This is a genomic window from Paenibacillus sp. TC-CSREp1 (genome assembly GCF_050171015.1).
Lineage (GTDB): Bacteria > Bacillota > Bacilli > Paenibacillales > Paenibacillaceae > Paenibacillus > Paenibacillus silvae.
This window is the reverse complement of sequence record NZ_JBNOKM010000001.1, coordinates 507362-530458: the sequence shown is the minus strand read 5'-3', so window position 1 is coordinate 530458 and position 23097 is coordinate 507362. Positions and strand designations below refer to the sequence as shown.

The 23097-nt window shown below is 48.8% G+C and carries 21 protein-coding genes and 1 other annotated feature; of the genes, 20 read left to right on the top strand and 1 reads right to left on the bottom strand.

All coding sequences use genetic code 11. The annotated features are described in order from the left end of the window. The first annotated feature begins 4 nt into the window (after positions 1–4). The 15 genes from spoVAE (at position 5) to leuS (ending at position 15325) form a co-directional block, all read left to right on the top strand. Positions 5–355, top strand: a complete 351-nt coding sequence (gene spoVAE, locus ACQSGY_RS02605) for a stage V sporulation protein AE (RefSeq protein ID WP_111272178.1) — start codon at positions 5–7, stop codon at positions 353–355. Positions 356–538: 183 nt separating this feature from the next. After that, complete coding sequence (locus ACQSGY_RS02600; protein WP_145404156.1) at positions 539–1495, top strand: AAA family ATPase; 957 nt, start codon at positions 539–541, stop codon at positions 1493–1495. A 3-nt stretch (positions 1496–1498) separates the two neighbouring features. After that, positions 1499–2746, top strand: a complete 1248-nt coding sequence (locus tag ACQSGY_RS02595) for a DUF58 domain-containing protein (RefSeq protein WP_427050562.1) — start codon at positions 1499–1501, stop codon at positions 2744–2746. Next, positions 2743–4956 (top strand): DUF4129 domain-containing transglutaminase family protein, encoded by a 2214-nt coding sequence (locus ACQSGY_RS02590; RefSeq protein WP_427050534.1) that lies wholly within the window; start codon positions 2743–2745, stop codon positions 4954–4956. Before ACQSGY_RS02595 ends, ACQSGY_RS02590 begins: the two co-directional genes overlap by 4 nt. 107 nt (positions 4957–5063) lie before the next feature. Then, positions 5064–5591: a YqeG family HAD IIIA-type phosphatase gene (locus ACQSGY_RS02585; RefSeq protein WP_111272174.1), complete on the top strand. Its 528-nt coding sequence runs from the start codon at positions 5064–5066 to the stop codon at positions 5589–5591. Next, positions 5588–6715 carry a ribosome biogenesis GTPase YqeH gene (yqeH, locus tag ACQSGY_RS02580; RefSeq protein ID WP_427050533.1) on the top strand — a complete coding sequence of 376 codons (1128 nt, stop codon included), beginning with the start codon at positions 5588–5590 and terminating at the stop codon, positions 6713–6715. The genes ACQSGY_RS02585 and yqeH overlap by 4 nt, the downstream gene beginning before the upstream one ends. Positions 6716–6766: 51 nt before the next feature. Then, positions 6767–7642 (top strand): shikimate dehydrogenase, encoded by an 876-nt coding sequence (aroE, locus tag ACQSGY_RS02575; protein WP_427050561.1) that lies wholly within the window; start codon positions 6767–6769, stop codon positions 7640–7642. 76 nt (positions 7643–7718) lie between these two features. Continuing rightward, positions 7719–8012, top strand: coding sequence for a ribosome assembly RNA-binding protein YhbY (gene yhbY, locus ACQSGY_RS02570; protein WP_090914936.1), 294 nt, complete (start codon positions 7719–7721; stop codon positions 8010–8012). Between the two features lie 14 nt (positions 8013–8026). Further along, complete coding sequence (locus ACQSGY_RS02565) at positions 8027–8617, top strand: nicotinate-nucleotide adenylyltransferase (RefSeq protein WP_184182209.1); 591 nt, start codon at positions 8027–8029, stop codon at positions 8615–8617. Next, entirely contained in the window at positions 8601–9188 is a 588-nt protein-coding gene (gene yqeK, locus ACQSGY_RS02560) for a bis(5'-nucleosyl)-tetraphosphatase (symmetrical) YqeK (protein ID WP_427050532.1), read from the top strand. The genes ACQSGY_RS02565 and yqeK overlap by 17 nt, the downstream gene beginning before the upstream one ends. Beyond that, entirely contained in the window at positions 9185–9532 is a 348-nt protein-coding gene (rsfS, locus tag ACQSGY_RS02555) for a ribosome silencing factor (protein ID WP_111272169.1), read from the top strand. The genes yqeK and rsfS overlap by 4 nt, the downstream gene beginning before the upstream one ends. Then, positions 9529–10434: a CvfB family protein gene (locus ACQSGY_RS02550; RefSeq protein ID WP_145404151.1), complete on the top strand. Its 906-nt coding sequence runs from the start codon at positions 9529–9531 to the stop codon at positions 10432–10434. The genes rsfS and ACQSGY_RS02550 overlap by 4 nt, the downstream gene beginning before the upstream one ends. A 25-nt stretch (positions 10435–10459) precedes the next feature. Next, positions 10460–11230 (top strand): class I SAM-dependent DNA methyltransferase, encoded by a 771-nt coding sequence (locus tag ACQSGY_RS02545; protein WP_184182212.1) that lies wholly within the window; start codon positions 10460–10462, stop codon positions 11228–11230. A 237-nt stretch (positions 11231–11467) separates the two neighbouring features. After that, the gene (locus ACQSGY_RS02540; protein WP_427050531.1) at positions 11468–12424 is read left to right on the top strand and encodes a phosphotransferase family protein; all 957 of its coding nucleotides are present in this window, start codon (positions 11468–11470) and stop codon (positions 12422–12424) included. A gap of 124 nt (positions 12425–12548) precedes the next feature. Then, positions 12549–12806, top strand: a binding site (T-box leader). Positions 12807–12880: 74 nt separating this feature from the next. Beyond that, a complete protein-coding gene (gene leuS / locus ACQSGY_RS02535; RefSeq protein WP_427050530.1) occupies positions 12881–15325 on the top strand; it encodes a leucine--tRNA ligase in 2445 nt (814 codons plus the stop codon). Here leuS and comER read toward each other — a convergent pair. Next, complete coding sequence (gene comER, locus ACQSGY_RS02530) at positions 15306–16151, bottom strand: late competence protein ComER (RefSeq protein WP_188591270.1); 846 nt, start codon at positions 16149–16151, stop codon at positions 15306–15308. The two genes, leuS and comER, sit on opposite strands and share 20 nt — an antisense overlap. A gap of 186 nt (positions 16152–16337) precedes the next feature. Here comER and ACQSGY_RS02525 point away from each other — a divergent pair, with 186 nt between their 5' ends. The 5 genes from ACQSGY_RS02525 (at position 16338) to ACQSGY_RS02505 (ending at position 23093) form a co-directional block, all read left to right on the top strand. Then, a complete protein-coding gene (locus ACQSGY_RS02525; RefSeq protein ID WP_427050529.1) occupies positions 16338–16862 on the top strand; it encodes a ComEA family DNA-binding protein in 525 nt (174 codons plus the stop codon). Positions 16863–16905: 43 nt separating this feature from the next. Continuing rightward, positions 16906–17427 carry a deoxycytidylate deaminase gene (locus ACQSGY_RS02520; RefSeq protein ID WP_145404145.1) on the top strand — a complete coding sequence of 174 codons (522 nt, stop codon included), beginning with the start codon at positions 16906–16908 and terminating at the stop codon, positions 17425–17427. A 151-nt stretch (positions 17428–17578) separates the two neighbouring features. Next, a complete protein-coding gene (locus ACQSGY_RS02515; protein ID WP_427050528.1) occupies positions 17579–20482 on the top strand; it encodes a ComEC/Rec2 family competence protein in 2904 nt (967 codons plus the stop codon). Between the two features lie 342 nt (positions 20483–20824). Then, positions 20825–21583 (top strand): thioesterase II family protein, encoded by a 759-nt coding sequence (locus ACQSGY_RS02510; protein ID WP_427050527.1) that lies wholly within the window; start codon positions 20825–20827, stop codon positions 21581–21583. 40 nt (positions 21584–21623) lie between these two features. Then, positions 21624–23093, top strand: coding sequence for a S8 family serine peptidase (locus tag ACQSGY_RS02505; protein WP_427050526.1), 1470 nt, complete (start codon positions 21624–21626; stop codon positions 23091–23093). Positions 23094–23097: the final 4 nt, after the last annotated feature.

Below are 23097 nucleotides of genomic sequence, written 5' to 3'. Positions count from 1 at the left end.
GAACATGCAATTTCTGTGGGCTTTTATCGTCGGGGGTCTGATCTGTGTGATTGGACAGCTGCTGATGGACGGGGTAAAACTGACACCCGCACATACGATGAGTACACTTGTGGTCGCTGGAGCGGTTGCCGATGCAGTTGGTCTCTATGATCCGCTGGTGAAATTCGCGGGAGCAGGTGCATCCATACCAATTACGAGCTTTGGCAATTCTTTGGTACACGGCGCGTTAACCGAATTGGAAAAAGAGGGTTGGATCGGTGTAATCACAGGTATTTTCGATCTGACCGCAGCCGGGATATCGTCAGCGATTATATTTTCTTTTCTCGCGGCGCTCGTTGTTCGACCTAAAGGTTAAATTTTTTAAAATAGGCAGGGGCTTCGGATAGATTTTATCCGGGGCTTTTTTGTCGTATTTATGCATGAACTGCGTTGTATATGACGGCTGGAAACAAATTGTGAGCTGCTTCGAGTGTACTCGTGCCCCCGGATCATGTACAATAAAAGGAAATCTGTATGCTTGTTTAGGAGGTTAGACCACATGCCTGTGCGCAAAGAGTCGATCCAAATTATATCTGCAGTTCGTTCGAATCTGGAGTCCTGCATTATGGGGAAGTCCTTTGAGATTCAACTTTTACTCACTGCTTTGCTTGCAGGCGGGCACGTTCTGATTGAAGACGTACCGGGAACGGGCAAAACTCAGTTAATCAAGGCACTGTCCAAATCCATGCGCGGTGAATACCGGCGTATTCAATGTAATCCTGATATTTTACCAAGTGATATTACGGGAGTATCGGTGTTTCATCCAAAGGATGAGCGTTTCTATTTCCGGCCTGGCCCCGTCATGACCAATATTTTGCTGGCTGACGAAATTAACCGTGCAACGACCAAAACACAGTCCGCGCTGCTGGAAGTGATGGAAGAGCGCAGTGTAACCGTAGATGGAGACACGTACGATCTTCCCCATCCGTTCATGCTCTGTGCAACCCAGAACCCGATTGATTTTGAGGGTACGTATACACTGCCTGAAGCACAGCTTGACCGGTTTATGTTAAAGATCAGCCTGGGTTATCCTGACAAGGATATTGAAAAAACGCTGCTTAAGCAGCATCAATCCGGGCAGCCGGTAGACCGGCTGACATCGGTAACTCATATGGATCAAATCTCCGCGATTCAGCAGGAGATTAAAGAAGTGTTTATTGGTGATCCGGTGGTGGACTATTTGCTGGACGTAGTTCGTCACACGCGCTCACATCCGTCTGTTCTTCTTGGAGCAAGCCCGCGGGCTGCTATTTCCTTCATGATGGCTGTGAAAGCCTTTGCCTTCCTGCAGGAGCGAGACTACGTACTGCCGGATGATGTCAAAACGATGGCTCCGTATGTTATTTCTCATCGTATTGTGCTTCGTCCTGAGTCCAGACTGGACAGCATGAGCTCAGAGGCTGTTCTCAATTCGGTTTTACAGCAGGTTCGTGTGCCTGTGTCCATGGGGCAATAATTGATGAGACCGCTTTTGACAACTGTCAATCGAGGACTGCGCCACCCACGCGTATGGGGCATCGCAATGGTGTGGATGTGCTGTCTCGCGTATGTTTTGTTCCAGGGAGGAAAGACCTCGCTTATGCTGCTGTCCATGGTGACGCTGCTCTGCCTGTATCTGGCGATTGCCGGATTCAGTGGCGTGAAACGGACTAGAGGCGTACGCAGGCTGTCTTCCGGCCATAATCACGAGGAGCTGCTTCATGCTGGCGATCAGGTTCAGGTGCAGCTCAGCCTGACGATTCCAGGATTTCTTCCACTTCCTTATGTCGTCGTACGCGAGATGCTGCATCGGCATAATGGAGAATCATGGTCCTTTAAAGAAAGCCTTATTCCGAGTATGCGCGGACATGGGGAGCTTTCTTTTCAAACTCCGCCGCTAGAGCGGGGGAAATATGTTTTTTCCGATACCGAATGTGCCAGCGAGGATATCTTCGGACTGATTGAACATCGCGGAACCTTCAAGGCGAGCGGGGAGTTCCGGGTACTTCCTCGAACGGTATTTATTCCATACTGGCAGCTGTACGACCGCAAGTCTCGTTTATCGGGTCCGCAGACAGCCTTGACTCGTTCACGCAGGGAAACAACACAGATTAACGGTGTGCGTGATTATGTTTACGGGGATCGTTTGTCTCGTATTCACTGGAATGCAACAGCCAAAACAGGTAACTGGAAGTCGAAAGAGTTCGAGCATGAGTCTGTACCCAAAACAATCCTGGTATTGGACGCTATGGCAGGCAGTTATCCGCATGGGGAAGCGTTCGAGCTCGCTGTCTCTACGACAGCCTCTCTGCTGGAGTACGGTACAAGGGAACGCATGGGGATGGGGTTGTTAACCCTGTCTGAAGAGTCTTGTTTCATGCCTCCAAGTGAAAGCCTGATCGAACGTCAGAAGATGATCCATCATCTGGTGGACATTCAGGATAACGGTCAGGATCAGTCCCTGCTGCCAGGGGTGGAGAAAATAGCAAGACAATTCCCGCAAGGAGCTTACTTTGTTGTGATTTCTCCCCAAAATGATGACAAAATACTGGATCTGCTTCGCTGGGCGGATACTCGCGGGATGACCCCATGTCATATATTGATTGACCCTGCGGAATCACGGCGGAGTTCCGAATGGAATGCCATGCTGCGCGGACGGGGCACCAGGTCATTTACCGTTGCCCATCTGCAGGAGCTTCCTACAGTGATGGGAGGAGGTTCGGTATGAACGCCAGAGGAAACGAAAGTCCGGGCATGAAAAGATCCTGGTACCATGCAGCATCCCTGCTCTGGATATTTCTGATTGCGCTGCAGTGGATATCGTTTACACAGGAATCTTGGTATACAGAGACCACTTCGCTGGTACTGTGGACGCTGGCAGCGGTGAGCATTCTGGAGGTTGTACTTCCCTTTAAAATACTGTATCGAACCATAATCAAGGCTGTTGCAGTCCTGTATATTTTGCATAAAACGTTGATTGATTACATGGTATACATCCCCTTCGGTACATTAACCGAACGGATTGAGCAATTCATTTTGCATATGCCACCTTATATCTGGTTTTCCTTATGTGCCTGGGTGATGCTTGAGGCCGCGCTTCGTCTTGTGACTTCAACCAAACGTATCCTTGTGTTCCTTGGCGTTAATATTATATCCTTGGGCATTCTGGATTCGTTCACTCAAATTCCGCTTTGGGGAGAGATTGCCTGGGTGATGTTTGCGGGCATGGGCTGGCTTGTATGTCAGCACTTCCGTAATTATCAGCTGCAATATCCGCAGGGCTGGAAACGAATGATCCGGCATCCTTACAAAATACTGGCGAATATCGCTATCATTTTTTCATTAATTATTGTAGCCAGTGTGAACATGCCGGAAGTTCCGCCAACCTTGACAGACCCGTATACCGCTTGGCGGAATTACACCGGTACTTCCTCGACCCAAGCGGGCAACGGTGTGCTGGATATTCCCACTGCAACGGAATCCGGCTACAGCCGTGAGGATAACAAGCTTGGTGGGGGCTTTAATTTTGATTACACCCCTGTCATGTCCGTAACAACAAGCGACCGGGGCTACTGGCGCGGTGAGACGCGCTCCGAATATACCGGAACAGGCTGGGATGAGCCTGGACGTGTATCCATGGATAATGTGGAGGCCGATCAGAAGCTGGAGAATAATCAGGCCGGAAAAGTGAAAACCAAGCAGGTCACGCAAAAAGTGACAATGCTGAACGACACCGTATATCCGATTCTGTTTGGATCGTATTCCATATCCCAGGTCATCTCGGTGAACGGTGAAGAGAGAACGGGACGAATGTTGTGGAACGCGGATCAGGCTGAATTACATGTAGTAACAACACGTCAGCAGCCGCAGTATCCGAAAACCTATACCATTGTGTCCGAAGTGCCGATCATTGTTGAGGATGAACTGCGTACCAAGACAGCTGACGCTTTGTATTCAAGCAACCCGGCAGACGATCAATATTTGCAGCTGCCGTCCCGTTTCCCTGAACGAGTGAAGGATCTTGCAGCAGAGGTTACAGCATCTGCAAATACACCGTATGAAAAAGTGGCATTACTGCAAAACTATTTACAACAAAATTTCAATTACACGAACAATCCGGATTTGTCCCGGAAAGTGAGCAATGATTTTGTTGAAGGTTTCCTGTTTGATATTCGTGAAGGATATTGTGACTATTTCTCCACTGCACTTGTGATGATGGCACGCTCGGAAGGTATTCCGGCAAGATGGGTTAAAGGATACGCGCCTGGACAGATGTCCCTGAACTCGGACATGCAGGCGCCTCGCCAGCCTGGTTCACCGATCGAGACAACCTACACTGTAACGAATGCAGATGCCCACTCTTGGGCGGAAGTGTACTTTGGCGAATACGGCTGGATTCCGGTTGAAGCAACACCTGGCTTTGACATGCCGCTGTTGACCGAGACGCCGGATGTGCAGTCTGTGGATCAGCCGGAGGAGCAGCCGGAGGAAGAGCCGATTCAGGAAGAGACCAAAACACAGGCTCCTGAACAGACAACAGCCGCAATCCCTGCTTTTGTTATCTGGGCTGCGGGTGCAGTCATTGTGTTGTGGGTAGCTTACATGTTCTGGCGCAATCGTCTGTCCCTGCGATTCCTGCTGCTTCGCCTGCGAACAGGCAAGCCGCTGACACCGGAACAGAAGGTACTGGCTGAGACAGAGCGCTGGATTCGTTATGCAAGAAGGCAGGGCTTGACGCGTAGTGGTGACGAAACGCTGCGTGAGTCCGTAACTCGCTGGAGCCAGCTCAGACCGTCAGCTCGAGGCACATTGGAAGAGCTGCTGATGAAGTTTGAACAGACACGTTACAGTCCGGCAACAGTAACGGCCGATGACTGGAAGGTTGTGTATCAGGCGGCCCTGAGGCTGCGGAAGGAACTGAAAGCGGAACGGGCATAACAGTGCCCGTCCCGTTTTTCCTTTTTTCACGGCGATAAAGGCAGTTTGCATTTTCAGGAAAGACGGATTTGTGATATAGTGTGTCGTATGAAACTGAGGTGACTTCTTTGTTTAAAATGTTATTGCCCAAGCTGCGTGTTGACACAGTTTTTGATATCAATTTGGAAGAACTGTACGCTCAAGGGTATCGTGGAATTATAACTGACCTGGATAATACGCTTGTTGGAGCCAAAGCACCTGATGCTACACCCGAATTGATTGAATGGTTCGCGCGTGTTAAAGAGGTGGGATTCAAGCTTATGATTGTGTCCAATAACAATCTGAATCGTGTATCCCTGTTTGCGACTCCGCTGGATATCCAGTTTGTGCATAGTGCACGCAAACCATCGAATGTACCGTTTCGTAAAGCAATGCGAATGATGGAGCTTACTCCCGAAAAGACTATTGTTGTGGGGGATCAGATGCTTACTGACGTGTATGGAGGCAACAGACTTGGACTGTATACAGTTCTGGTGCTGCCGATCTCCATCGGAGATGAGGGCTTTATGACCCGTTTCAATCGGAGAGTAGAACGGATTGCTCTGTCAAGTTTGCGTAAGAAAGGCTTATGGCTTGAGGAGGAAAAGAAGAAATGACAGAACCGCATAACGGCAGTATTGCCGTAAGATGCAGTGGATGCGGCGTGCATCTGCAAACGGAAAATCCGGAATTGCCCGGATTTATCCCTGAAAAAGCACTTGATCGTGAACCGGTCATCTGCCAGCGCTGCTTCCGTATCAAAAATTATAATGAGTCATCATCTGTTACAGTGGATCAGGACGAGTTTCTGGCTCTGCTCAGCAAAATCGGGGATAAGGATGCACTCGTCATTCATATCGTTGATTTGTTTGATTTTGACGGCAGTATTATTTCCGGGTTGCAGCGCTTCGTTGGAAACAATCCCGTGCTGCTCGCCGTAAACAAAACGGACTTGCTGCCTAAAGTGACAAACTGGAACAAGGTACGCAACTGGGTGCAGAAGCAGGCAAAGGAACAAGGTCTGCGCACGGTAGATGTGGTCCTCTGCAGTGCCAAGCAGAATCAGGGCTTCGATCGTCTGCTTGAACTGGTTGGCACATATCGCGGTGATCGGGATGTGTATGTGGTCGGCGGAACCAATGTAGGTAAATCTACACTGATCAACCGTTTGATCCGAGATTACAGTGATCTGGAGCAGGAGCTCACAACTTCTCGTTATCCGGGAACAACACTGGATATGGTCAATATTCCGCTGGATGATGGAAAAGCGATCATTGATACCCCAGGAATCGTGTACCCATGGAGATTCAGCGAGATTGTATCTCGTAAGGATCTGGCTGCCATTATGCCGGAGAAACCGCTTAAACCTGCGGTATATCAATTGAATGCTGGCCAGACGTTGTTCTTTGGTGGAATGGCCCGCTTTGACTTTATTGAAGGCGATCGTCAGTCGTTCACTTGTTTTATCAGCACGGCGCTGAACATTCATCGGACGAAGCTGGAACGAGCCGACGACCTGTATCGTGACCATCTGGGGGAATTGCTGACGCCGCCAACACGGGAGAACGCGGCTGAGATGCCGGAATGGACCAGACATGAATTCCGGATTAAACGCGGCAGCCAGTCGGATGTATTTATCTCTGGCCTAGGCTGGATCAAGGTGAACGGAGACCAGGGCGCTCTGATTGCGGTTCATGTTCCAAAAGGGATTCGGGTACAGGTTCGTCCTTCCTTGATCTAGCCCGAGATGCAGCTTCTAATTGGAACAACGGATCAGATCGGAGGGGAGCCGATGTCGGCAGAGAACAAGTTCAATTCTTCACTTCCTGTGCTGCTTGGTGTGATGGGCGATCCCATTGCACATTCCAAGTCGCCGGCAATGCATAATGCCGCTTTGCAGGCAGCGGGTGTGGCAGGGATGTATATGCCGCTTCATGTGAAGCCGGATCAGCTGCAAGCTGCTATTCGTGGAATTACTGCACTAGGTTATCGAGGTGTGAATGTCACGATTCCGCACAAGGAGCAGGTCATGCAGTATCTTGATGTCATAGATGAGAGCGCACGCTTGATCGGGGCAGTCAACACGATTGTGAACGATAATGGCATATTGACAGGGTATAATACGGACGGGATGGGTTATGTTCGTTCTCTCAAGGAAGAGGCTGTTCCTCAGATTGAGGGCAAACGAATTGCAGTGCTTGGCGCAGGCGGAGCTGCAAGAGGCGTGATCTACGCGCTCGCACTAGAGAAGCCGGAGCGGATCAGTATCCTGAATCGCACGGCTGACAGAGCGGCAGCTCTGGCTGAGGATTTGAGGAACTATAACCTGGGAGACATCTCTGGCAGTGGAATGTACGATGCACAAGCTGTACTTTCTGACGCGGATATCGTTATCAATACGACAGCAGCCGGAATGCATCCACATGTGCATGACCTGCCGGTTGATCCCGTCTGGATTCGCGAAGGAGCAGCGGTCAGCGATCTGATCTACAACCCGCTGGAGACACGTCTGCTGCGGGAGTCCCGTATGCGTGACTGCACGGTGCACGGCGGTCTGGGCATGTTTATCTATCAAGGTGCGATTGCATTCGAGCATTGGCTTGGCATTCCGGCTCCGATCGATACGATGAGACGGGCGGTATTGGATAGTTTTACAAATAATAATTGAACGGTCAGGACCACCAAACAGTTTAGGGCTGTTCATCGATATGTGGCCTGCTCAACATAAGGAGTATGGAATATTCATGTTAACTGGTAAACAAAAGCGCTTTTTGCGGTCACAGGCACATCACCTGACCCCTGTATTTCAGATTGGCAAAGGGGGCACGAATGAACATCTGTTCCGCCACATTGAAGAGGCAATCGAGAAGCGCGAATTGATGAAAGTGCAAGTGCTGAACAACAATCTGGATGATAAAAATGAAATTGCTGCAGAGGTTGCTCGTGAAACAGGCAGCGAACTGGTACAAGTCATTGGTAGCACCATTATCTTGTACAAGGAATCACGTGATAACAAACAAATCGAACTTCCAAGATAAGGAGCGTGGCGCGGGTGAAGATCGGCATCATGGGCGGTACGTTTGATCCGATCCACATGGGGCATCTGCTGGCAGCGGAAGCGGCAAGGGATTCGCATGCACTGGATGAAATCTGGTTTATGCCCTCCCATGTTCCGCCTCATAAACCGGAAGCAGGTGCAACGGGACGGCAGCGTCTGGAGATGACGGAGGCTGCTGTAAAGGATGCTCCCCGGTATGAGGTATTAGGCATCGAAATGGAGCTTGGCGGCGTGTCCTACACCATTGATACGATGCGTGAGTTATGGCGCCGCCACCCTGAGCATGAGTTTTATTTCATTATCGGGGCAGATATGGTGAATTATCTTCCGAAATGGGAAGAGATTGAAGAACTGGCGTCCAGGTTGACCTTTATCGGTGTTGGACGCCCGGGCTTTCAGCTGCATCTGGACGACCTGCCAGAGCCATTGCAGGATCGGGTGCTGCTGGCAGAAATGCCGCTTGTTGATATTTCATCCACGGCTATTCGCAGACGTCTCGCGAAGGGGCATTCCGTACGTTTCATGATTCCCGATGCAGTGCATCAATACATTGTAAGGAGCGGTTTATATGGCGTTAAGCCGTGAGGAATTAATCCAGGCTGTCTCTTCTCAGATGCCTGCCAAACGCTGGAAGCATACGCAGGGGGTTATGGAGTCCGCTGTTATTCTCGCTGAAAAGTACGGAGCTGATCCGGTGAAGGCAGACATCGCAGCGATCCTGCATGACGTGGCGAAATATTGGCCTGTAGCTGAGATGGAAGCGGTCATTCGTGATAACGGATTAAATATAGAGCTGTTATCACATGACAAGCAGCTTTGGCATTCTGAAGTAGGTGCTTTTGTTGCGGAGCGTGATTATGGTGTGTCCGATTCCGAAATTATAAACGCCATTCGGTGGCATACTTCAGGTAGAGTGGGCATGAGTCTGCTGGACAAAGTGGTATGTCTTGCTGATTATATTGAACCCGGACGTGATTTTCCGGGCGTGGAGCATATTCGTGAGCAGGCTGAGCGCAGTCTGGAGGAGGGCTTGATTGCCGGCTTTGATTCGACGATCAGCCTGCTGCTTTCCCAGCGCCGTGTTATTTATCCGCTCACGGTGCTCTCGCGTAATGACTTGATAGCACAATTAAAGATTATGGAGGTTGGTTCATGACAGTATCATCGAAAGAACTTATGAATATGGTCGTTGCTGCCGCTGATGATAAAAAGGCATCAAATATTGTAGCTCTTGACCTGAACAATATCTCGCTGGTTGCCGATTATTTTGTGATCTGCCACGGTAACTCGGATACACAGGTACAGGCGATTGCTACAGAGATTCGCAAACAGGCTCACGCAGCCGGTGCGGTCATCAAAGGCATCGAGGGCATGGATTCTGCACGCTGGGTGCTGATGGATCTTGGTGATGTGGTGGTTCATGTATTCCACCGCGATGAACGGGAGTATTACAATATCGAGCGTCTCTGGTCTGACGCCAAAGTGGTGGAGACCGTATGAGTTTGATTGCAGGAACAGTCGTCTCGCTGCCGGTTTCACGTGAAGTGTCTCCATTTGGCTACTTTTTGACGACAGGATCGGAAGATGTACTGCTTCACTACACCGAGCTGACTCGGGACATCAAAATTGGTGAAACGCTGGAGGTTTTTGTCTTCTTTGATACAGAAGACCGCCTCGCGGTTACGATGAAAAAGCCTTACCTCACGCTTGGAGAGATGGCTAAACTGGTCGTAGCGGATGTGCATCCGCGTCTGGGCTGTTTTCTGGAGATGGGGCTCGGACGCCAGCTGCTGCTTCCCATTCGTGAATTGCCCGAGCTTGAAGAGCTGCGCCCTCAAGTTGGAGATGAAGTGTTTGTCATTATGGAGCATGACAAGCAAGGACGATTGCGGGCCAAACTGGCCGGAGAACGTGAGCTTGCTCCCCTTGCTTTCCATGCCCCGACTACCTGGGTGAACCAGTGGGTTGAGGCTTTGGTGTACAAGCCGCTTCAGATGGGGACATTTGTACTTGTGGACGGCGGTGTGCTTGGCTTTGGTGCGATTGGCATGATTCATTCCTCCGAGCGCAGTCACATGCTGCGTCTGGGAGAGAAAGTGAAATGCCGGGTTACGCTGGTACGTGAAGACGGACGTGTGAATCTGGCGATGACACAGCGCAAAGAGGTTGGGCGTAACGAAGACGCAGACAAGCTGCTTGCTTTTATGAAGGAGCGCCCGATGGGCGGCATGCCGTATTCCGATGCGACACCGCCGGACATTATCAAACAGCGTTTCGGCATCAGCAAATCGGCGTTCAAGCGGGCTCTTGGCAAGCTGATGAAGGATGGTCTGGTGGTGCAGAAGGAAAACTGGACGTATCTGTCCGAATCCGCACCGAAGCAGCAGCCAGAAGAGAAGTAAATGAAATTGAAAGTGCGGTGCCGACATGTCTTACCGGAAATTTGCCTACGTTTACGATGAATTAATGGAAGATATGCCTTATCCGGACTGGATAAGGTTTGCAAGAACAGCCTGGGAGCAGCATGGCATGCCCAAAAGTGTGGCGGAGCTTGGCTGTGGAACAGGTTCCATCACAATCCCGCTGGTAAACTCCGGTTTTGAGGTGACGGGCATTGATCTCTCGGCTGATATGCTGTCTGTTGCGCGCAGTAAGATGGAAGCCACTTCTCAGGGACATCGTCTGTACCGGGAAGGCAGCGTACGCTGGGTGCAGCAGGATATGCGGGACTGGAGAGTGCCTGAGCCTGTGGACTCGGTCATTTCATTCTGTGATTGTGTGAACTATCTTCTGGAATCCGAGGATGTCGTTCGTACTTTCGTGCGTACGTATGAGATGCTGAAGCCGGGAGGCACATTCCTGTTTGATGTGCATCATCCGAACACATTAATCCGATACGATCAAGAGCAGCCCTTTGTACTGGATGAGCGCTCCGTATCCTACATCTGGACCTGTGATCTGGATCAGGACCGATGTGAGATTGAGCATCATTTGAGCATTTTCTCGCGTGTGGAGGATGGGAGCAAGGATACGTATCGGCGGTTCGAGGAAGTTCATGTGCAGCGTGCGTATGATCCGGATTGGATGAAGCTGGAGTTAAGCAAAGCGGGTTTTCGTGATGTGAAGGTCTATGCTGACTTTGAATGGAACGAGGCTGGGGATCATGCGGAGCGTTTGTTCTATGTAGCTGTGAAATGATAATTTATCATTCAAAATAACGAGCTGTCCTTAGACTGTATGCAAAATGCGGGCTAAGGGCAGTTTTTTTGGAATATGGTATGCATAAAAGTATTGCTGCACAAGGTAAAAAGGGACATAATTAATATGTCTAGAAAGCGTTTTCTATAGGGAGCCGGAGCTTGTTTTGTTCGTTGGAGTGAAGTTTAAGCATCTGATTGAAATGCGATTAACTTTAATAAAAGGGGGAACACATCGATGGAAAGTACATATAAAACGAGATTGAGCAAAGAACAGCTGGATCTGATTATCAAGCATCACCTGCACGCCTCGATTCAACATTATGAGGAAATGATTGACGGCTGGGCCAATCAGGCTTATAAAATAAAGCTTGGTGACGGACGAAGCGTTGTCCTGAAGATTGCGCCTTCGGCTGCGACTCATATGATGCGTTGTGAACAGGATCTGATGACGGCTGAAGTGCAGGCTCTTCGCCTTGTTGCCAAGCTGGGGGATGTTCCTGTGCCCAAGGTGCTCGCTTACGATGATTCATTAACGATGGCTCCGGCACAGTATTTTGTTATGGACCTTATGTCCGGAAAGCCGTACAACCAGATCAAGGCTGAATTTACACAGGAAGTACAGGATGGGATTGAGCAGCAATTAGGATTTTACAATCGGCGGATCAATGAGATCCAAGGTGAACAGTTTGGTTATTTTTCGGGCAAGGATAGACAGCGTGCGACGTGGAGAGAAGCTTTTTCCATGTTAATGGAGGATATGCTGGCAGATGGCGAGGCGGCCAAAGTTAATATCGGGATCGATTACGATGAGCTGAGACGTTTGATTGAAGAGAAATCGGATGCATTGGATGAAGTGACTGAATCGGTTCTGATCAGCTGGGATCTGTGGGATGGCAATGTACTGGTGCAGGATAAGCAGATTACAGGCATTATAGATTTTGAACGCTCACTGTGGGGAGATCCGCTTATGGAGCATTATTTCAGCCACTTTAACTACACCCCAGGGTTTATAAAGGGGTATGGCCGGGCAATTACTACGGAAAATGAGCATAAGCGCAGAAGTCTGTACGATCTGTATTTTGATCTGGCGCTGCGCATTGAATGTAACTACCGCCAGTACGATGATCAGGAACATATCCAGTCAACGATTCGTAATATGGAGGAAGGCATCGTACGTTTTAAGCAAAGCTGAGCATTTGGTTTTGCTGTAAACGTTTAAGGTGGTATGAGGCGGGTTTGCCGCTCAAAAACATGAATATGACGTGTTGTATTGACTTTGTGCTTTCGTTTGTATATAATGTTCCCGATATTGTATACATATTTCGATGATAAGGATCAGTAGTGAATTCTGTACATCACAGAGAGTCGGCGGTTGGTGCAAGCCGATTGACAGTAATTTGCGAACTCGCCTTGGAGAAATGCGGTGATTACATGGTTCTATGCCTTGAGTACAGAACGGGAAAGGAAATCCGCATCGGTTAACCGCCGTTACAGGTCTAAAGGGAGTGGATGACGAAGCACGTTCGTCCGCTAACTAGGGTGGTACCACGGGAATTCAACCTCTCGTCCCTAGCGCTGCAAACGCTACGGGATGCTGAGGTTTTTTTGTTGCTTTAAAAGCGCGTATAAACCTGAAGGAGGAATATAGATGAGTGAGAATCACCAGCCGAAGCACGGCTATCAGCCGCAAGTAATGGAGAAAAACTGGCAGCAATACTGGGATGAAAATAAAACGTTTAAAACAGGTGAGGACCCGTCCAAACCGAAGTTTTATGCACTGGATATGTTCCCGTATCCGTCCGGCTCGGGACTGCACGTAGGTCACCCGGAAGGTTATACTGCAACAGACATCGTATCCCGTTACAAACGGATGCGTGGATACAATGTATTGCATCCAATGGGTTGGGACGCTTTCGGTCTGCCTGCGGAGCAGCATGCACTGGATACAGGCGAGCACCCGCGTCATATTACTTTCCGTAATATTGATAACTTCCGTCGTCAGATCAAGTCACTCGGATTCTCGTATGACTGGGATCGCGAAATCAGCACAACGGACCCCGAGTATTACAAATGGACACAATGGATCTTCATCCAGCTCTACAAAAAGGGTCTGGCCTATGTCGATGAAGTGCCAGTCAACTGGTGTGAAGCGCTGGGTACGGTGCTTGCGAACGAGGAAGTTATTGATGGCAAGAGTGAACGTGGTGGACATCCGGTTGTGCGCAAACCGATGCGTCAATGGGTGCTGAAAATTACAGAATATGCAGAGCGTTTGCTCGAGGATCTGGAAGAGCTGGATTGGTCCGAAAGCATCAAGGATATGCAGCGCAACTGGATCGGCAAATCAACCGGGGCTGAAGTTGTTTTTGCGATTGAAGGCCGTGAAGAGGTTATTAAAGTATTTACAACCCGTGCGGATACATTGTTCGGTGCAAGCTTTGCTGTTCTGGCGCCAGAGCATGAACTGGTAGATGTCATTACGTCTGAAGCGCAACGTGAAGCGGTTAAGGCTTATCAGGAGCAGGCTGCTCGCAAGAGTGATCTGGAACGTACCGATCTGGCCAAAGACAAAACCGGTGTGTTCACAGGTGCGTATGCAATCAATCCGGTTAACGGAGCGAAGCTGCCAATCTGGATTGCGGATTATGTACTGGCTGGTTATGGTACTGGTGCTGTAATGGCTGTTCCGGGTCATGATGCACGTGACTGGGAATTTGCAATGCAATTCAACCTGAATATCATCGAAGTTATTGAAGGCGGAGATGTGACCAAAGAGGCGTTTACAGGCGACGGATCACACGTGAACTCCGACTTCCTGAACGGATTGAATAACGCAGAGGCTGCGGCGAAGATGATTGCCTGGCTCGAAGAGCACGGCAAAGGACAAGGAAAAACAACGTATCGTCTGCGCGACTGGCTGTTTAGCCGTCAACGTTACTGGGGAGAGCCGATTCCGATTCTGCATCTGGAGGACGGAACGATGAAGACCGTACCGGAAGATCAGCTGCCGCTGCTGTTGCCGGATATTGATCAGATCAAACCATCGGGCACAGGTGAATCACCACTGGCCAATGTGACGGATTGGGTGAATACCGTTGATCCGGAAACGGGCATGAAGGCTCGTCGCGAAACGAATACCATGCCGCAGTGGGCAGGAAGCTGCTGGTATTACCTGCGGTTCATAGATCCACACAATGACAAGGAACTGATCTCTCAAGAGAAACAGCAGCAATGGCTGCCGGTTGACCTGTACATCGGTGGAGCGGAGCATGCGGTACTTCACTTGCTGTATGCACGTTTCTGGCACAAAGTGCTGTATGATCTGGGTGTGGTACACACCAAAGAGCCGTTCCAAAAGCTGGTGAACCAGGGCATGATTCTGGGTACCAACAATGAAAAAATGAGTAAATCACGCGGTAATGTCATTAACCCGGATGAGATTGTTAACGAATTCGGTGCAGATACACTGCGTCTGTATGAGATGTTCATGGGGCCTCTGGAAGCGACCAAACCTTGGAATGCTAACGGGGTAGAGGGGATGCATCGTTTCTTGTCCCGCGTATGGCGTCTCTTCATTAACGAAGATACTGGCGCGATTAATGATAAAATTACAGCTGACGGTGGAACCGACGAGTTCAAACGAACAACTCATAAAACGATCAAAAAAGTCACGGAAGATCTGGAGCATCTGCGTTTTAATACTGCAATCAGTCAGCTGATGATCTTCATCAACGATGCGTACAAAGCAGATACACTGCCTCGTGAAGCGATGGAAAACTTTGTTCAGCTGCTGTCACCTCTGGCGCCGCATATGGCGGAAGAGCTGTGGAGCCGTCTGGGGCATGAGGGTGGAATTACGTACGTGGCTTGGCCTGAATATGATGAGTCCATGACCGTGGATGCAGAAGTGGAAATTGTCGTTCAAGTTAACGGTAAAATTGTAACCCGCACCACGATCGCGAAGGATCTGGATGCACAGGGTATGCAGGATTACACGATGGAGCTGGCTCCTGTGAAACAGGCGCTGGAAGGCAAGACTGTTCGCAAAGTCATTGCCGTTCCAGGCAAACTGGTTAATATTGTTGCCGGTTAATTTCACTGGCACGAAACACCTCATCCAGCTTGATTAAATCTTCATCATATTTCTCATGTGTTGTGTGAATCAAACTGTCGAATACACCATTCAGGTTGTTTCGCAGCAGGGCAAGTGCCTGGGCGGTTATGCCGCCAGGTACGGCAACACGGGCCTGAAGCTCTTGCGGAGTGTACCCTCCCTCGGTTAACAGCTTGCCTGTTCCGAGCAGCATCTCTCCGGCAAGAGCACAGGCGTCTGCTCGTTTAATACCCGTCAGGCGCACAGCACTTTCGATCCATTCTTCGAGAAAGAATGATATGAATGCAGGTCCGCAGCTGGAGAAGTCGGATGTGATTCGAGTACAGGCTTCATCCACTTGGTAGGGTCTGCCGATATGACTTAACAGAGATTCCAGTACAGAGCGGTCTTCAGCAGTCATTCGTTCCCCGTGGATAAAAAGGGTTGCTCCGCTGCCGACCTGATGCGTAACACTCGGGATCACCTTGGAGACTTTGCAAGGAAGTGAAGATTCCAGATGACGCAGCTGCACGGGGCTGGTGATCGAGACAATTATATGATTGGAATTCACAACAGGCAGGATATCGTCGATAACATGTTTGAACTCCAGCGGCTTTACGCACAGGAAGATGATGTTGCTGCGAATCACCGTCTCCCGATTGCTCTGCGATTCATGCAGACCAGGGTAACGGAGGGATAGCTGCCGTACTTTGGAAGGGGTTCGATTGCTTGCTGCAATCTGACGGGGTTCGAGTGCACCGGATTGGATCAGGGCATAGATCAGCAGACTGCCCATGCTGCCGGTTCCGATAAATCCAACCTTCATTGGTTCAGGCCTCCTTTCATGCTTTACGGTAATGGCGCAGTATCTTCCTTCTATTCTATGCATGAGGTCCTGATTCACATGACATGAATATGCATGAAATTGTTGAAATAAAAAGATTAAACGGTTCGGAAGCACCGCCCGTGTTCGAAATGATATTTATTTTGAATATGAGGGAGAGTGCGAAGAATGAGATGGAATAAAGGCATGACCATTGCTGCAGCAGTGGTTGGGAGCATATTAATATTATGGTCGGGCAGAAGTGAACAGCCGCCTAGCGGCTGGGAACCGATGCAGCTCGGCATCGAGCAGCCGACAAGTACGCAGAATTCTTCTGCTATACAGTCGGCTGCTTTGGTTCAGGAAAACACTGCGGCGGCTGTGTCAGAACAGGACGGCGGGAACGTGCAAAAGCAGGCTGGAATTGGTACCGGTGCTGCTGAGATTAAATTAGAGGCAGGAGATAAGCAGCCTCAGGTTGATCCGGTCGTTGATGCAGCAGTTGAAATAACCGACAATGGCAAAATTAATATTAACGCTGCCTCCGTCTTGAAGCTTACCGAGCTCCCGGGAATCGGACAGAAGAAAGCTCAGGCAATTGTGGATTACCGTAATACACACGGGCCATTTGCGAAGGTCAGCGATCTTACGAAGGTGAAGGGCATCGGCACGAAGATGCTGCAGAAGATGGCTCCATATATACAGATTCAGTAAGTTCGACAGGATAAGATGGGGCAGAGCATGAGGAGGAGACTGAATGAGTACAGTAGAGCTTCGCAAGGATTGGGACACGTATTTTATGGATATCGCGTATATGGTGTCCACACGTTCTCGCTGCCCGCGACGGCATGTAGGTGCGGTGCTGGTTCAAGGGAAAAAGCTGCTGGGAACCGCATATAACGGCGCGCCGATGGGAGTGCTGGACTGTTCCGAGGCAGGCTGCATGATTGCGGAGGAATATGAGCTGGTGGTAACGGATGGCCATGAGGAAATGGTCAAAAAGCAGCGCTGTATTCGTACGATTCATGCGGAGCAGAATCTGCTTTTGTTCACAGATCGCATTGATCGCGAAGGCTCCTCCGTCTATGTAACCGATGAGCCTTGCTGGACATGTGCCAACATGCTGGCAAACAGCGGTGTGACTGAAATTGTTTTTCATCGCTCGTATCCCAAAGATACCAGCAAAGTGACCCATATGATGCAGCAAAAAGGCATTACGTTCCGTAGACTGGACAATTACCAGCCACCACGGGAGACGATGATGACGGTAAGCAACTGACCTAACAGCAAGTTGGGCATGTTGGGGCAGGGAAAGTAAGTGAAAATAAGTGGAAAAGTAAGTGCGGGGAAGAACCTCCGGCAAGCCTGAACAGGCTTCCGGGGGTTTTTGTGTATTTTCTGGCATGGTTCCAGAAGGGAGAGGGGATGGCATGAAGGGCAGACCGCTGCTTTGCTTTACAATTTTTTGGTTGTGCGGAAGCAGTATGGCATGTATGTTGACAGGCTGGGCACTATTTTGGGGTATGGTCGGAGCTGCGGCTTGCCTTCCGCTTGTGCTTCGTTTGCTTCATATTCCTGTGAGCGGATGGTTCAGCATTCTTTTGCTTGCTGCATTCATTGGGGGTACAGTGCAGTGGGAATGGAATGATTCTCGGAATTCGAGCCATCTGCCCCAGTATTTACAGCTGTCTACGGATGGGATTGACGGGTTAAATGCCATCGTGGAGGGAGAGCTTGCTTCAGACGTGCGAGTTGATGGGGATCGGGCAAGTTTTGAGTTACAGCTTTCATCTATTATGGCTCAGGAGGCGCAGTCACAAGCTCTTTCAACTATGATCGATGAGCGAATTATCGTGCAAGTTCGCTTGATGGAAGAGCAGGAGCAGCGTATTGCAGCAGCATGGAAGCGGGGAGACAAGCTTACACTATCAGGCTCCCTGGCCCTTCCGGGTGAAGCAAGAAATTTCGGTGGATTTGACTATCGACAATACCTCAGGACGCAGTATATTCATTGGATGTTTAAGGTGAAAGGTGCTGATTCGGTTACTGCGATGACTCCTCAAGGATGGGAACGGATCAACATATTACGATGGACGGATTCGGCAAGGAAGCTGCTAGGTTCAGCAGTTGACCGGTTGTTTCCTGAGCCACATGCCGGTTACATGAAGGGACTGATCATCGGCATGGCAAAGGATATTGACCCGGGTACGTATGGTCAATTCTCTCAACTGGGACTGACACATATCCTTGCGATCTCGGGCACACATGTCGCGGTGTATGTCGCATGCTTGCTGATGCTGATGTCATGGTTGAGATTGACGAGAGAAACAGCCTTGACTGTCGCACTGATTCTGATTCCGGCATATGTGCTGCTATCGGGATGCTCTCCCTCTGTTATACGCGCAGGCATGATGTCGATGATAGGTTTATATATGGCGAAACGCGGATTAGCCAGAGATGGTCTTCAGATCATCAGTGCAGCTGCTTTGTTGATGATGTGGTGGAATCCGTATTTTCTACTAAATGTCAGCTTCCAGCTATCCTTTCTGGTGACGGCAGGTTTGATGATTTATATGCCGCTCATCAACAGATTGTTCAGCAGGTGGCCCAAGGCACTCGCGGCAACAGCATCGGTAACGGTGACGGCACAGCTGATTTCTTTTCCAGTCACGATTCTGTACTTTAACCAGTTCTCACTGCTTTCTTTTGCCGCTAACTTTCTGCTGGTGTCCTTGATTAGCGCAGTGGTGTTACCCATGGGAACGGTGGCAATGATCCTGTCCTTCGTGTGGTTTCCCGCTGCAAAAATTCTGGCTTGGATTGCGGTTCAGTTGAATCAGATCACTTTTCTCAGCGTGGAATGGATGAACAGCTTGCCTGGTTTTGTCATGATCTGGGCATCGCCTTCTCTGTTATGGATTACGGCCTACTATGCGATCTTGTATGTACTGCTATATTTGCTTCATCAGAGGAGCGGTGGTGATGCACCGCATGATGTAAAAGCAGGAGAAGAGGACACTGCTCCGCTTTATATGGATCGACAAACGGCTGCCGCGACACGTAGTATGCTGGGGCGAACTGCTGCCACGACGGGCATTAAGCTGGCACAGAGTTCTCCTTTTTCTCATTCTGCTGGAACTGAATCGCCAAACATAGCGCGGGTGCATAATCGTATGCAGCTTTCAGCGCAGCATGCTCAGCCTATGCGAACAGCTGGCACAGATGAAGGTTCACTCGCGACGCTCGGGGCCAGTATCGCCTGGCCGGAGTATGCCAGTGCCTTTACAGCCAAAGGTGCGGGATTTTATAGCGAAGTGCAGATCAGCAAGGGCCAACGCTGGTTATGTGGTGTGCTTGCCATCAGTTTTGCGGCAGGTTTATGGTGGGCATACCAAACCCCGCAGCCTGCGGGCACGGGAGTAGTGCAATTTCTGGACATTGGTCAGGGGGACAGCACGCTCATCACCACACCGGGAGGCAAACATATCCTCGTCGATGGTGGAGGCACGATTAACTTTGGGGGCAATGAAGCATCATGGAAAACGAGACGTGATCCTTATGAAGTAGGAGCCAAGGTCGTTGTGCCCTTATTGAAAAAGAGAGGCATTCATCAGCTGGATGCCGTCATTGCAACCCATGCGGATCAGGATCATGCTGGCGGTTTACAGGCGGTACTGGAGCAAATTCCGGTGAAACGATTGATGTTTAATGGAACGACAAGTGGAAAAGAGAAATTTGATCAGCTGCTGGATACGGCTACACAGCGCCAAATTCCGCTGTTCGCTATACGTCAAGGCATGGCCTATAAGCCGGATCGGGAGACGACGCTGCACTTCCTCTCACCTGAACCTGGTGGACTGCCGGATTCATCAGGGGAGATTCCTGTATATGAGAATCAGAACGCTGCGTCGGTTGTTTTTTTGCTGGAGATGTCGGGCACGTCTATGCTGTTCACCGGGGATATGGATGCCGCAACGGAGCAGGATGTGCTGTATGCGATTCAGGACGGTTCGCTGGCAGAGGCGTCAATGGGACTGCGACCCTTATCGTCGTCGTCCCCCATATCAATTGATGTACTCAAGGCTGCTCATCATGGTAGTAAAACCTCCTCTTCGGATGCATGGCTGCAATACTGGAATGCCAAAGCTGCATTAATCTCTGCAGGGATTAACAATACCTATGGTCATCCAAATCCCGAGGTGATGAAACGTTTGGAACAGGCGGGTTCCCGGATTTATCGAACGGACGAGGGGGGTGAGGTGCAGATGAGGGTGAAGGATGGAGAGGTAGAGGTGCGATACAAGCTGGTGAAGGACGAAAAACCACTAGAATAGATATGTATAACATGTCTATTGACTCAAATTGAAGTACATTTGTAGTAAAATACTCTGAAAAGAGATAGGGACTATAATGCTCCTTCTCCGCTACCTACTCTGAACATCGTATTTTCAAAGAAACTTTGCTAGAAAAATGTATACAATTGAGATAAAATGTTATTTGTTCAATAAAAAGCTAAAAAGCTAAAAAGATAGAGGGCTTATTTTTCACCTTTATAAAAGGAATCGAAAAAATCTGGAATAACCGCTACGCTCCAGGTTGTCCTGTCATCGGAGTGGATTTTGTGAAATTTTTAGTTCTACTTATATAGAAGTGGAACCTGGTACCGATATTTTAAGATGTTATTAAAACAAAGTTATGAGAAAGGAGTCCATATGAAACCTTTTGTGCTTTATTGTTTGCCTCATGCAGGTGGAGCTTCCCATTTATTTAACTCCTGGAATAAGGCTCTGGACAAAGAAATAGAATGCATGCCTTTTGAATACCCTGGACGAGGAAAAATGTTGTCAAAATCTCCATACATCGATATACAGAATGCTTCTATGGATGTGGTAGAACAAATTAAACATACCTTACATGGCAGAGACTATGCGTTATTTGGTCATAGCATGGGGGCATTAATTGCATATGAAACGCTGGATCAAATAAAAAAAGCGGGTATAAATCAACCTGTTCATGTTTATCTTTCTGGCAAAACAGCTCCCTTTCATAGTAGAAAATCGGAAGCTCTAAGATATAAGCTGTCTGATGAATTATTTTTGCAGGAGATCGTTCAATTAGGTGGATTGTCCGATGAAGTTGTTCAAAACAGAGAATTGATAGATTACTTTCTTCCTATAATAAGGGATGATTTCAGATTAGTTGAAACATATAAGTATCAGGTGAGGGAGCCAATAGAACAAGAGGTTTCTATATTATATGGTAGCGAAGACAGTTCAATGATTGGTCCGATAGAGGATTGGAATAAAATATTTCGTAGCACTGTAAACTATCATAAATTTAATGGAGGTCACTTCTTCTATCAAGATTATGTTGAAGAGATTGTTAGCATCATTAATCAGATGTTTAGGACATTGTCTATTCAAAGGTTTTCTTGATGCTTGCTGCATGGGATAAGAGATCTCTTGAGGTGATAAAATGAAGATTCCTGATCCGACATGGGCACGGCTTGGTTTTTTGGAACCGCCGAATTTTGATACATCTGGTCAAGATGTCGGTATCATTATCATTGATCGATTAAAGCCACATCCTGCTCTACGTCATTTGGGCCATCGACTTAAGTACATTACGGTTCAACCTGATTTGTCTGTACATTGTAACGAGGAAGTGGCTTATCAAGCTTATGCTGACTCTTTCCTGGAAGGACAGGATGAAGGAGCGGGAATGCATGGTTTGCAAACTGTATTGGCACTATCACATGAGCCTTTTGCAATCAACGGAGACATACATATCGGACTTTGCCCTGCGGCCCATATGATTGTGCTTGATCATGGTGCTTTTAGGGAAGGCGAAGGAGAGCGTTTAAAAGCAGGTGTGGATTGGATATTGGAGCAAAAGGCATGGAATTGCAAAATTATTCTGAGTACAGGCTGGCATGCTTCGGAAGATATCGTTCTTCTGAGAAACAGTCAGGAGCATTCCACGGTCCGGGCTTTACAATCCGCTGTGCAGAAAGGTGTGCTGGTGGTCTGTGCCAATGGAAATACGAGATTAGGAAATGTGATGCCGCCAATCGACTATTTTGCGGTGGGCGGTTACGATGATTGTGGAACCAGGGACCGTTATGTGCACATACCATTTCCCGATGAACCCTTCGGCAGAAATGGAGACGGGCACTTCAGGCCGGACATTTTAGCACCAAGGCTTCATTTAACTTTACCGTTTTGTGAATCTGTCACATGTGAAGAGGGGCAGGTTTCCTATTATGGAGGAACCTCTGGAGCAGCCACGCTAATAGCGGGTGCTGCCACATATTTATTTTCAAAATACCCAGGGTTAAATAAAGAGCACCTGTGCAGTACACTCCTGCGTCATGCAGACCCGTTTGTAGACTATGAAAATAATGCTCCCAGAGTTAATGTGGGCAGAGCCATAAGAAGTCTGGAATTCGAAGGAAAACCAGAACAACGCATCCTTTGGAAATCGAGTGTGAAATCAGATGCAGTTAAGCCTTCAATTCGATCTTCTGATGAAGTCGAGAGAGGTCTGGCTTTATCCCGGCTCGTCGAGCAAGAGCAAATAAACAGGGAGGAACTATGGCGATATTCGCGAGATACATCTTTAATCGTTAGAAAGATTGCAGTCCATGCTCTGATGAAGCCGAAGGATGCAGAGGAAAGAGCTTTATATTGGAAGCAACTTCGTATGGAGCATGAAGGGGGAGTTCGAGGTTGGTATGCATACGGGCTTTTGCAGGATGCCAATGAAACGGAGGCACACCTGTGGATTCCGTGGTCTATAGATATTAACTGGGCAGTAAGATGGTGTGTGAGTGAATATGTTTCAAAGTATAAGGAACTTTTTCCACAACTTGAGAAAACCGATGCTCCTGGGCTGATTCAGGTGAAGGCTAGGGATGTATTGAGGTGGCTTGAACTTCAAAAATAATAAA

Coding starts and splice junctions, on each gene's coding strand:
- spoVAE (WP_111272178.1), top strand. CDS start 5: ATGCAATTTCTGTGGGCTTTTATCGTCGGGGGTCTGATCTGTGTGATT.
- ACQSGY_RS02600 (WP_145404156.1), top strand. CDS start 539: ATGCCTGTGCGCAAAGAGTCGATCCAAATTATATCTGCAGTTCGTTCG.
- ACQSGY_RS02595 (WP_427050562.1), top strand. CDS start 1,499: ATGAGACCGCTTTTGACAACTGTCAATCGAGGACTGCGCCACCCACGC.
- ACQSGY_RS02590 (WP_427050534.1), top strand. CDS start 2,743: ATGAACGCCAGAGGAAACGAAAGTCCGGGCATGAAAAGATCCTGGTAC.
- yqeH (WP_427050533.1), top strand. CDS start 5,588: ATGACAGAACCGCATAACGGCAGTATTGCCGTAAGATGCAGTGGATGC.
- aroE (WP_427050561.1), top strand. CDS start 6,767: ATGTCGGCAGAGAACAAGTTCAATTCTTCACTTCCTGTGCTGCTTGGT.
- yhbY (WP_090914936.1), top strand. CDS start 7,719: ATGTTAACTGGTAAACAAAAGCGCTTTTTGCGGTCACAGGCACATCAC.
- yqeK (WP_427050532.1), top strand. CDS start 8,601: ATGGCGTTAAGCCGTGAGGAATTAATCCAGGCTGTCTCTTCTCAGATG.
- rsfS (WP_111272169.1), top strand. CDS start 9,185: ATGACAGTATCATCGAAAGAACTTATGAATATGGTCGTTGCTGCCGCT.
- ACQSGY_RS02550 (WP_145404151.1), top strand. CDS start 9,529: ATGAGTTTGATTGCAGGAACAGTCGTCTCGCTGCCGGTTTCACGTGAA.
- ACQSGY_RS02545 (WP_184182212.1), top strand. CDS start 10,460: ATGTCTTACCGGAAATTTGCCTACGTTTACGATGAATTAATGGAAGAT.
- ACQSGY_RS02540 (WP_427050531.1), top strand. CDS start 11,468: ATGGAAAGTACATATAAAACGAGATTGAGCAAAGAACAGCTGGATCTG.
- leuS (WP_427050530.1), top strand. CDS start 12,881: ATGAGTGAGAATCACCAGCCGAAGCACGGCTATCAGCCGCAAGTAATG.
- comER (WP_188591270.1), bottom strand. CDS start 16,151: ATGAAGGTTGGATTTATCGGAACCGGCAGCATGGGCAGTCTGCTGATC.
- ACQSGY_RS02525 (WP_427050529.1), top strand. CDS start 16,338: ATGAGATGGAATAAAGGCATGACCATTGCTGCAGCAGTGGTTGGGAGC.
- ACQSGY_RS02520 (WP_145404145.1), top strand. CDS start 16,906: ATGAGTACAGTAGAGCTTCGCAAGGATTGGGACACGTATTTTATGGAT.
- ACQSGY_RS02515 (WP_427050528.1), top strand. CDS start 17,579: ATGAAGGGCAGACCGCTGCTTTGCTTTACAATTTTTTGGTTGTGCGGA.
- ACQSGY_RS02510 (WP_427050527.1), top strand. CDS start 20,825: ATGTTATTAAAACAAAGTTATGAGAAAGGAGTCCATATGAAACCTTTT.
- ACQSGY_RS02505 (WP_427050526.1), top strand. CDS start 21,624: ATGAAGATTCCTGATCCGACATGGGCACGGCTTGGTTTTTTGGAACCG.